The organism is Halobacterium hubeiense (assembly GCF_001488575.1).
In the GTDB taxonomy this organism is placed as follows: Archaea; Halobacteriota; Halobacteria; order Halobacteriales; family Halobacteriaceae; genus Halobacterium; species Halobacterium hubeiense.
On record NZ_LN831302.1, the window covers coordinates 1976965 to 1986605 of the forward strand.

12 protein-coding genes are annotated in these 9641 nt (G+C 71.0%); 6 read left to right on the forward strand and 6 right to left on the reverse strand.

What is annotated here, in order from left to right; all coding sequences use genetic code 11:
* The first annotated feature begins 6 nt into the window (after positions 1-6).
* From HHUB_RS10420 to cruF, 3 genes are read left to right on the forward strand one after another with little or no spacing between them, the layout of a single operon-like run.
* Complete coding sequence (locus HHUB_RS10420) at positions 7-1542, forward strand: phytoene desaturase family protein (RefSeq protein WP_059057547.1); 1536 nt, start codon at positions 7-9, stop codon at positions 1540-1542.
* Complete coding sequence (locus HHUB_RS10425) at positions 1543-2370, forward strand: prenyltransferase (RefSeq protein ID WP_059057548.1); 828 nt, start codon at positions 1543-1545, stop codon at positions 2368-2370.
* On the forward strand, positions 2363-3202 hold the full coding sequence (cruF, locus tag HHUB_RS10430; protein ID WP_059057549.1) for a bisanhydrobacterioruberin hydratase: 840 nt from the start codon (positions 2363-2365) through the stop codon (positions 3200-3202). The genes HHUB_RS10425 and cruF overlap by 8 nt, the downstream gene beginning before the upstream one ends.
* Here cruF and HHUB_RS10435 read toward each other — a convergent pair whose 3' ends face one another.
* A complete protein-coding gene (locus tag HHUB_RS10435; RefSeq protein ID WP_059057550.1) occupies positions 3203-4171 on the reverse strand; it encodes a phytoene/squalene synthase family protein in 969 nt (322 codons plus the stop codon). It abuts the gene before it with no gap.
* Between the two features lie 161 nt (positions 4172-4332).
* On the opposite strand from HHUB_RS10435, the gene HHUB_RS10440 reads away from it, so the two are divergent.
* The gene (locus HHUB_RS10440) at positions 4333-4815 is read left to right on the forward strand and encodes a hypothetical protein (protein ID WP_059057551.1); all 483 of its coding nucleotides are present in this window, start codon (positions 4333-4335) and stop codon (positions 4813-4815) included.
* On the opposite strand, the gene HHUB_RS10445 is transcribed toward HHUB_RS10440, so the two are convergent.
* The 3 genes from HHUB_RS10445 to HHUB_RS10455 form a co-directional block, all read right to left on the reverse strand.
* The gene (locus HHUB_RS10445; RefSeq protein ID WP_059057552.1) at positions 4812-5180 is read right to left on the reverse strand and encodes a hypothetical protein; all 369 of its coding nucleotides are present in this window, start codon (positions 5178-5180) and stop codon (positions 4812-4814) included. The genes HHUB_RS10440 and HHUB_RS10445 overlap by 4 nt on opposite strands.
* Before the next feature lie 36 nt (positions 5181-5216).
* Entirely contained in the window at positions 5217-6836 is a 1620-nt protein-coding gene (locus tag HHUB_RS10450) for a GTPBP1 family GTP-binding protein (RefSeq protein WP_059057553.1), read from the reverse strand.
* Between the two features lie 72 nt (positions 6837-6908).
* The gene (locus HHUB_RS10455; protein WP_238323954.1) at positions 6909-7418 is read right to left on the reverse strand and encodes a J domain-containing protein; all 510 of its coding nucleotides are present in this window, start codon (positions 7416-7418) and stop codon (positions 6909-6911) included.
* A 76-nt stretch (positions 7419-7494) separates the two neighbouring features.
* On the opposite strand from HHUB_RS10455, the gene HHUB_RS17095 reads away from it, so the two are divergent.
* Positions 7495-7656 carry a hypothetical protein gene (locus tag HHUB_RS17095; protein WP_169793408.1) on the forward strand — a complete coding sequence of 54 codons (162 nt, stop codon included), beginning with the start codon at positions 7495-7497 and terminating at the stop codon, positions 7654-7656.
* 1 nt (position 7657) lies between these two features.
* Here the strand turns inward: HHUB_RS17095 and pyrF are convergent, their stop codons facing one another.
* Positions 7658-8461: an orotidine-5'-phosphate decarboxylase gene (gene pyrF, locus HHUB_RS10460; RefSeq protein WP_059057554.1), complete on the reverse strand. Its 804-nt coding sequence runs from the start codon at positions 8459-8461 to the stop codon at positions 7658-7660.
* 52 nt (positions 8462-8513) lie between these two features.
* Positions 8514-8852 carry a DUF5802 family protein gene (locus HHUB_RS10465; RefSeq protein ID WP_059057555.1) on the reverse strand — a complete coding sequence of 113 codons (339 nt, stop codon included), beginning with the start codon at positions 8850-8852 and terminating at the stop codon, positions 8514-8516.
* Positions 8853-8968: 116 nt separating this feature from the next.
* Between HHUB_RS10465 and HHUB_RS10470 the strand changes: the two genes are divergently transcribed.
* Positions 8969-9619, forward strand: a complete 651-nt coding sequence (locus HHUB_RS10470) for an ArsR/SmtB family transcription factor (protein WP_059057556.1) — start codon at positions 8969-8971, stop codon at positions 9617-9619.
* The last annotated feature ends 22 nt before the right edge of the window (positions 9620-9641 follow it).

Genomic DNA, 9641 nt, shown 5'->3' on the forward strand with positions numbered 1-9641 from the left:
GCGGACATGAACGCCCTGTCGGGTCAGTCGGTGGCCGTAATCGGCGCGGGCTTCGGCGGCCTGTCGACGGCCTGTTACCTCGCGGACGCGGGCGCGGACGTCACCGTCGTGGAGAAGAACGAGCAGGTCGGCGGGCGCGCGAGCGCGCTCGAACGCGACGGCTTCACGTTCGACATGGGGCCGTCGTGGTACCTGATGCCCGACGTCTTCGAGCGGTTCTTCGCGGACTTCGACCGCGAGCCCTCGGACTACTACTCACTGGAGCGCCTCGACCCCCACTACCGCATCTTCTTCAAGGACAACGCCGGCCGCCGCCCGGGCCGGGACGCGCCCGGCCTCGACGTGAGCGCGGACGGCGACGTCGTGGACGTGACGCCGGACCGCGAGCAGGTCAAGGAGGTGTTCGACGCCTACGAGCCGGGCGCTGGCGACCGCCTCGACGACTACCTCGCGCAGGCAAAGGAGAACTACGAGGTGGGGATGGAGCACTTCGTCTACGAGGACCGCCCCCGCGTCCGGGACTGGCTGGACCCGGATCTCGCGGAGTACGCCCGCGGGCTCACCCTGCTGGGGTCGATGCAGGACCACGTCGAGAACTACTTCGACCACCCGAAGCTCCAGCAGATAATGCAGTACACGCTGGTGTTCCTCGGCGGCGCGCCGAACACGACCCCGGCGCTGTACAACCTGATGAGTCACGTGGACTTCAACCTCGGCGTCTACTACCCCGAGGGCGGCATGTCCGGGGTCGCGGACGGCATCGCCGACCTCGCCGAGGAACTGGGCGTGGAGTTCCGCACGGACCACCCGGTCACGAAGATTCACGGCTATCGCGGCGGCTTCAAGGTCGAGACCGAAGGGGAGACGGACGTACTCGCGGACGTCGTCGTCTCGGACGCCGACTACGCCCACACCGAGCAGGAACTCCTGCCGGCCGAGAAGCGACAGTACGACGCCGACTACTGGGAGTCCCGGACGTACGCGCCGTCGGCGTTCCTCCTCTACCTCGGCGTGGAGGGCGACGTCGAGCCGCTCGCCCACCACACGCTCGTGCTGCCCTCCGACTGGGAGGAGCACTTCGGCCAGATTTTCGACGATCCGGCGTGGCCCGAGGACCCCGCGTACTACCTCTGCGTGCCCTCGAAGACCGACGACGAGGTCGCGCCCGACGGCCACAGTAACCTGTTCGCGCTCGTCCCGGTCGCGCCCGGCCTCGACGACACCCCCGAGGTCCGCGACGAGTACCGCGACCTCGTGCTCGACGACATCGCGGAGAACACGGGCGTGGACCTCCACGACCGCATCGTCGTCGAGGAGCGCTTCTCCGTCTCCGAGTTCGCCGAGCGGTACAACAGCTATCAGGGTACTGCGCTCGGCCTCGCGCACACGCTCCGGCAGACGTCGCTGTTCCGGCCGCCCCACCGCTCGTCGGCCCTCGACGGCCTCTACTTCACCGGCGCGTTCACGACCCCGGGCATCGGCGTGCCGATGTGTCTCATCAGCGGCGAAATCACCGCCGACTACGTCCTCGAAGACGCGTAGATGCTGCGCTACCTCCTCGTCCTCTCCCGGCCGCGGTTCTGGTTCTACCTCGCCGGCCCCGTCGTCGTCGGCGTCGCGTACGCCGCGGACACCGTCCCCGAGTTGTTCTCGCTGCCCGCGGTCGCGCTGTTCGCGTACTTCCTCGTCCCCGCGAACGTCTTCCTCTACGGCGTCAACGACGCCTTCGACCGCGACGCCGACGAAGTGAACCCGAAGAAGGAGGACAAGGAGGCGCGATTTAGGGGCGGCCGCGCGGTCTCGGCGGTCGTCGTCGCCTCGGGACTGCTGCTCGTCCCCGTCGCGGCCGTCCTGCCGGCGGTCGCGTACCCGTGGCTCGTCGCGTGGGCGCTCCTCTCCGTGGAGTACAGCGCGCCGCCGCTGCGCTTCAAGACGACGCCGCTGTTCGACTCGCTCTCGAACGGCCTCTACGTCCTCCCGGGCGCGGCCGCGTACGCCGCCGTCGCGGGCCACCAGCCGCCGCTGCTCGCCGTCGCCGGCGGCTGGCTATGGGCGATGGGGATGCACACGTTCTCCGCGATTCCGGACATCGAGCCCGACCGCGAAGCCGGCATCACCACGACCGCCACCGCGCTCGGCGAGCGCCGCACGTACGCCTACTGCGCGGCGTGCTGGCTCGCCTCGGCCGCCGTCTTCGCCGCCGTGGACTGGCGGCTCGGTGCCGTCCTGCTCGCGTACCCCGCGCTCGTCGCCGGCATCGTCGCCGCCGACGTCGCGGTCGACCGCGCGTACTGGTGGTTCCCACTCGTGAACACCGTCGTCGGCGCCGCGCTCACCATCGGCGCGCTCTGGAGGCTCACGAATGTCTGAAGCCACCACGCGCGCCCGGGTCGAGCGCCGCCTCGACGACCTCGTCGCGGGCCACCGCTTCGAAATCGCGGTCGTCTTCCCGGTGGTCGGCGCCGTCCTCCTGCTCGCCTCCGCGTGGGGGTGGCTCCCCGAGCCGCTGGCGTTCAACCCCTATCTCGTGCTCGCCGGCGTCGCCGTGATGCGCCTCCCCCTGATTGCGGGGCTGCTCCCGGTGACGGACCGCAAGGCCGCGGTCGCGGTGCTCGCGCTCGTCGCGTACGCGTTCGGCATCGAGTTCGTCGGCGTCGCCACCGGGTGGCCGTACGGCCACTTCGAGTACCTCGTCGAGCTCGGGCCGATGCTCGCCGGCAGCGTTCCGCTGGGCCTCCCGGTGTTCTTCCTGCCGCTGGTCGTCAACAGCTACCTCCTCGTCCTGTTGCTGTTCGGCCGCCACACCCGCCGCGCGGTCGTCCGCCTGCCCGCGGTCGCGGCGGTCGTCGTCTGGATGGACGTCGTCCTCGACCCCGGCGCGGTCGCGCTCGGCTTCTGGGCGTACGACGCCGCCGGCGCGTACTACGGGGTCCCGCTGTCGAACTACCTCGGCTGGGTGCTGTCGGCGACCGTCTCCGTCGCCGTCCTCGACTGGGGATTCGACCGCGCCGCGCTCCGCGACCGCCTCGCGCAGTGCCCCTTTTTCCTCGACGACCTCGTGAGCTTCGTACTGTTGTGGGGCGCGGTGAACCTCGTGTTCGGCCAGCTCGTCCCCGCGCTGGCGGCGGGGCTGCTCGGCGTCGCACTCGTCGAGACAGACCGCTTCGACTTCAGCGTCCTCCGCCGGAACCCCGCGCGGTAGCTACGGCGCGGGGTGGGGGTCGCCGTGGCCGCGCCGGCGGTCGCCGGAGGACGCGATGCAACTCACGCGGTAGAACACGTACTCGGGGTCCCCGTAGAACGCCCACAGCGCCCGCGTCTTCGCGAGCAACCAGAGCTTCCGCGTCGTCGAGAGGCTCGGCGTCTCCGAGAGCACGTCGTAGTTCCGGCTCCGAATCAGGCGGTGGTGGTCGGCGTACAGCACCGCCGACAGCAGCACCGCGAACTGGCAGTCCTCGGGGAGGTACTTGATGCCCGCGACGCCCTCCCGGTACTTCGTCTCCGTGCGCGCCAGCTCCGCGCGCATCGCGTCCCGGAAGCCCGACGTGACCTCGCCGCGGCGCAACTGCTCGACGGTGACGCCGTGCTCGCGGCGCGTCTCCCCGGGGAGGTAGACGCGGTCGTAGTCCTCGACGTCCTCCTTGACGTCCCGCAGAAAGTTGCTCAACTGGAACGCCTCCGCGAGCGCCGCCGCGTGCGGCGCCGCCGCGTCGGGGTCCTCGACCTCCATGATGGCGACCATCATGTTCCCGACGGCGACCGCCGACCCGCGCATGTACGCCGCGAGGTCCTCGTGGGTGTCGTAGCGCGTCTCTTCGAGGTCCGTCAACATCGCGTCCACGAACGTGTCCACGTCCTCGTCGGGGACGTCGTAGCGCTCCGCGAGTTCGGCGAACGCCGCCACCACTTCCGCGGTCTCCGCGTCGAGGCGCCCCGGCTCGACGGCCTCGCCGAGCGCCGCCGCGCGAATCGCCTCCAGTTCCGCGCGCTGGGCGTCCGGGTCGCGGTCCTCGGTGGTGTCGACGACGTCGTCGGCGACGCGGAAGAACGCGTACAGGACGTACGTCGCGTGGCGCACGCGCTCGGGGAGGAGCCGCGTCGCTAGGTGGAACGTCTTGCCCGTCCGCTGCTGTATCGCCTTGCTCGTCGATATCTGGGTGCTGTCGACCATTTGTTGGGGGCCAGATGCGGCACTCCGGCGCGTGCAGCTCCCGGCTGTGCTACTCACGTGTTGGGTGTGAACAATCAAAAAACACGGTGTCGGCAGCGACCCCCGCCGGCTCTCGGCGCGACGTCGCCGAACTCAAGGCCGTCGGCGCCCCAGCTACCGGTATGCAGCGCAAACCCGTCCCGCCCGCGCCCGACTCCATCGAGCGCGTCCGCGAGGTCCGCGACGCGGCGCCGCTGGTCCCCGAGTCCGAGGACGACTGCTGTCGGCGGCTCGTCGAGCGCGCGGGCGTCCACGACCGCGGGCAGGCCTCGGCGTGGCTCGTCTTCCTGACCGCGCTCGGCGCCGTCGAGGAGACGGACCTCGGGTACGCGCGGTCGCGCGAGGACCTCGACTGCGACGCGCTCGCCGCGAACTTCCGCGAGAACGTCTTCCTCGCGCCCGAGGTGCTGGACGCGCTCGGCGACGACCCCCGGCGGGCGAGCGACATCTTCGAAACCGTGCGCGAGCGCGTGCCGCGCTGGGAGCGCACGAAGCGACAGGACTGGGAGGGGTTCTGGACCGAGCGCGTCGAACGCCGCCTCGACTGGGCGGTGCTGCTCGGGCTCGCCGAGCGCGCCGACGGCGGCTACCGCCGGCCCGACTAGCCGAGGTGCTCGCGGTTTCGCGCGTAGAACGTCGCCTGTCCCGCGAACACGCCGACCGCGGCCGCGACCGCCGACGCCACCGGCCCCGTGATGCCCGCCGAGAGAACGGCGTAGCCGCCGCCGAGCCCGACCGCGGCCGTCGCTCCCGCGGCGAGCGCGCCGTCGACGACCTGCTCGGTGCTCGACTTCGCGGCGTCGTAGGCGTCCCTGTCGAGGCGCGTGCTCGTGCGGACGAGCGACGGCGTTCCCGCCGCCAGCCCGACCGCGAGCGCGTACGGCATCGCGACGTACAGCGACAGCCCGCCGGACACGACGGCGGCAGCGACGATACCCACGGCGAACTCCAGCGTGCGTCGTCCGACCATGCCGGGGTGTCTCCCCGCACCCCCGAGAAAGTTCCGTCAGTCGGAGACGCTGGTGACCGTGCCGACGCCCTTGCTCGCGCCCTCGCGGAAGACGAAGCGCTGGCCCTCCTCGACGAGGTACGGCCGGAACTTGAACCGGACGCTGGTCTCGCCGGTGTCCCCGGGCAGCAGCTGGCCGTCCGCGGGCTCGAAGCGCGCGGCCTCCCCGATGGTTTCGAGGTGGACGACCGGCTCGTAGCCCGCGTCGATGCGCGTGGGGTGATTCAGCACCATCACCTCGGCCTCGAACTCCTTGACCGGGCTGGGCTTGGCGTCCGCCGGGAGCAGGACCATCCCGCGCTCGACGTCGGCCTCGCGGACGCCCTTCAGGGCGATGCCGACGATGCGGCCGGCCTCCGCCTGGTCGACGCGGTGGTAGTGCATCTCGATGGAGCGCACCTCCACCTCGCGGAAGTCCCCGTTCGGGAACGGACCCAGCAGGAGTTCGTCGCCGGCCTCCACCGTGCCGGACTTCACGGTCCCGGAGGCGACCGCGCCGACGCCCGTCACCTCGTACGAGCGGTCGATGTACATCCGGAACGGCCCGCTGGCGGCGGTGGTCTTCGGGAGCCGCCGGAAGCACTCGTCGAGGACGTCCATCCCCGCCATCGTCACCGCGCTCGTGCGCACGATGGGGACGACGTTGTCCCCGATTTCGTCGATGGCGGCGTCGACGCCGTGGCGCTCCACCGGGAGCGGCGTGCGGCCCGCGTTCCGGAGCAGGCGTTCGACCTCGCGCTCGACCTCGGCGACGCGCTCGTCGCTCACGAGGTCGGTCTTCGTGATTGCGACGATGGTCGGCAGGTCCGTCGCCAGCAGCACGCCGATGTGCTCGCGGGTCGTGTCCGTGGGGCCGTCGTCGGCGGCGACGGTCAACAGCCCGTAGTCGAGCTTCTGCCCGACCAATCCCCGGATAGTCGTCGAGAGCCACGGCTCGTGGCCGACGGTGTCCACGAACGACACCACGCGGTCGGCGTTCTCCACGACGGCTGCGCGCTCGTCCTTCCGGTGGGGGTTGCGCACGCGCATCGGCCCGTCCTCGTCGAAGCCGTAGACGCCGTAGGAGAGGTCCGCGGACAGCCCGCGCTCGACCTCGTGTGGCTGGACGTCGAGGAAGCCGCGCGTGTTCCCGTCGCCGTCGTCGGCGTCGCCGGTGACGAGGCTCCCCACGAGCGTGGACTTCCCGTGGTCGACGTGGCCCGCCGTCCCGACGATGATGTGGTCGTCGTCGGGCGCAAGTGAGGCGCCGTCCCGAATCACTGCGACCCCGACGATTCCCTCCTCGGCGTCGCCGTCGCTGACGCTGTCGACGCTCCACGTCTGGACGTCCGTGATGTGCGCGCCGGCCTCCTCGGCGAGCAGGCTCAGCACGTCCATCGTCTCGGAGAACGTCTCCGGGGGGACCCCCGCGAGGCCGCCGTCGTCGGTGACGCCGAGGACGTACTCGGCCTCGCCGTCGCCGGAGAGCACGCGGTGCCGCAGCTGCGCGGCGAGACTCTCCATCCGGCCGTCGGCGAGGTGCACGTCGCGGCTGAACCGTTCCTTGAACTCGACGCTGCCGCCCTCCTGTTCGCCGCTCTCGAGCGCGCGAACGAGTCGGGCACGGTCACGGCCCATGCTACCGAGCTACGGGGGAAGCGGGTAAAAGCCTTCCCCGGGTAGCGGTCCGGAGACGTACGAAGACGCCGATTAGTCGTCCTTCAGCCGCTCGTAGGCCTCGTTGACGCGCGCGAACTCCTCGGCGTCGCCGCCCCGGTCGGGGTGCAGTTCCCGCGCCTTCTCGCGGTACGCCGCCTGCACCGCCTCGCTGCTCGCGCCGGGTTCGACGCCGAGCACGCGGTAGTCCTCGCGGCGCGGCCCGCTGGCGGCGACGCCGCCGGCGGTCTGTCGGTCTCGGCTGGTGCGTCCCGCACGCCCGCGGTTCCGCTCGCGGCTCCGCCCGCTCGCCCGCCCCCGCCGCTGGCGGGACTGCCGGCGCTGTTCGCGCTCGTACTGCTCGCGGGAGACGCGGCGCTTGCGGTACGCCAGCTCGGCGAGCCGGCCCGACGCGTGCAGGTAGAAGACGGCGCCGGCGAGCCCGAACGGCACCGCGACGCCGAGCGCGACCGGACTGTAGACGACGCCCAGCACGCCGAACACGACGCCGAGGACGCCGAACGTGCCCGCCATCCCCCAGACGATGCTCGCGTCGGTCCTCACGGTCTACGCGGGAGTTCGTCGCGCGAACGTAAATCCTTGGCTCACACTCTTGGGGGTCGGCGCCGAACGTGGAGACATGAGCGTCACCGGCCTCTGCCAGCGCTGCGAGAGCGAAGCGAAGTTCAGTTGCGACCGCTGTGGCGCACTCGTCTGTCAGGCCCACTACGACCCCGCGACGGGCTACTGCACGGAGTGCGCCGCCGAAGTCCGGGGCGGTTCCGGGCCGGGGCCGCGCTGACCTACCGGTGTTCGTTGAGGCGGTTCTTCAGCCGTCGCGCCGCCTCGCCCGCGGCGCGCGCCCACTCCGGGGAGTCCTCGCCCGCGAAGATGATGCCCCGCGTGGAGTTCACGAGCCCGACGCCCTCGTCGTTGAGGCCGTACTGGACGGCGGCTTCGGCGTCGCCGCCCTGCGCGCCCACGCCCGGCACGAGGAACGGGAGTTCGGGCACGCGGTCGCGGAGCTCCTCCAGCTCTTCGGGCGCGGTCGCGCCGACGACGAGCCCGATGTTGCCGTACTCGTCGTTCCAGCCGGCGGCGCGCTCGGCGACGTGCTCGTAGAGCCGGCGGTCGTACGCCGCCAGTTCGAGGTGCTGGAAGTCCATCCCGCCGGGGTTCGACGTCCGGCAGAGCACGAACACGCCCGCCTCCTCCTGGGAGAGGAACGGCTGGAGGGCGTCCTCGCCGAGATAGGGGTTGACCGTGATGGCGTCGGCGTACTCCAGCACGTCGGCGTACTGGCGGGCCGTGTTCCCGATGTCCGCGCGCTTGGCGTCCAGCAGGACGGGGACGTCCTTCCCGTGGGCGTACGCCACCGTCTCGCGGAGCGCGCGCCAGCCCTCGGCGTCCTCGTAGAACGCCGCGTTTGGCTTGAAGACGGCGGCGTGCTCGTGGGTGGCGTCGATGACGCGGCGGTTGAACGCCCACCGCGGCAGGTCGTGGTCTCGTACCTCCTCGGGGAGCCGGTCGAGGTCCGGGTCGAGGCCGACGCTGACGACGGTGTCGGCGTCCTCGATGCGCGCCGCGAGGTCGTCGAAGAAGCTCATACCTCCGCGTCCCGGCAAACGGAGAAAAGCGATTCGCTTCCGGCGCGAGCGCTCAGACGGCGCCCATGTCGAACAGGCGGGCGGCGTGGTCCCGTTTCGCGAGCAGGACTTCCTCCAGCGACGGCGGGTTCTCGACGTCGACGTCCGCGAGGACGTCCTCGGGGACGGCGAGCGTGCGCTCGGGCACGTCGTCCTCGCCGTGGACCGAGAGGTGCGCGGGGCCGACTTTCATCACGAGCGGGAGGTCCGTTCGCGAGATGCCCTCGTCGTCGGCGTAGAGCTGCTCGTTGACCCGTTCGTGGTGACGGCTGTTGATGGCGGCGCGGTCGCCGCGCGTCGGTTCGACGTACAACCGTCCGAGGTAGTAGCCGCTGGAGAACGCCTCGAACATGTGTGCCAACGTTTGCCACGGGAACACATAAGCGCTCCGGCGAACCTCTAAGTCGTCGCGCAATTCCACCGAGAGCAGACACCCTTATCCGGGCTCGCCGCTAACTCAGGGTGAAGATGGACTCGGGGGCCCTGCTCGACATACTCGGCAACGAGAACCGGCGACGCATCCTCCGACTGCTCGCGCGAAAGCCTTGTTACGTCACGGAAATCTCGGAGTACCTCGGGGTCAGCCCGAAGGCGGTCATCGACCACCTCCGCCGGCTGGAGGACGCCGGCCTCGTGGAGTCGGAGGTCGACGACCAGCGCCGCAAGTACTTCCACATCGCCGAGAACCTCCGGCTGGAGGTGCGGCTGTCGCCGTTCGACTTCGGCGCGAAGTCCGCGTATCCCGCGAGCGCGGACCTCGACCTGACGCGGTGCCAGCACGTCTCCATCCGCATCCGGCAGGACCGCAACGAGGACGTCGCGGACCTCGCGGGGAAGCTCCAGGAGCTGAAGGACCTCGAACGCGAGCTGTCGCTGGCCCAGCGCTGGGTGCAGGGCCGGCTCGCGGACGTCCAAGACCAGCTCGGGGAGGCGGTCGGCGACGGCAACGAGCGCCTCTACGCGGACGTGCTCGCGGCGCTGGCGTCCGGCGAGTGCTCCGCGAGCGCGGTGGCCGCGACGCTGGACGCGCCCGAGCCGCTCGTGGAGGGCGTCCTCGAAACCCTCCGCGAGCAGGACGTCGTCGAGCGCGCGGACGGCGAGTGGCACATCGCCGAGTAGCGCGCGAGTAGCAACCTTTTCG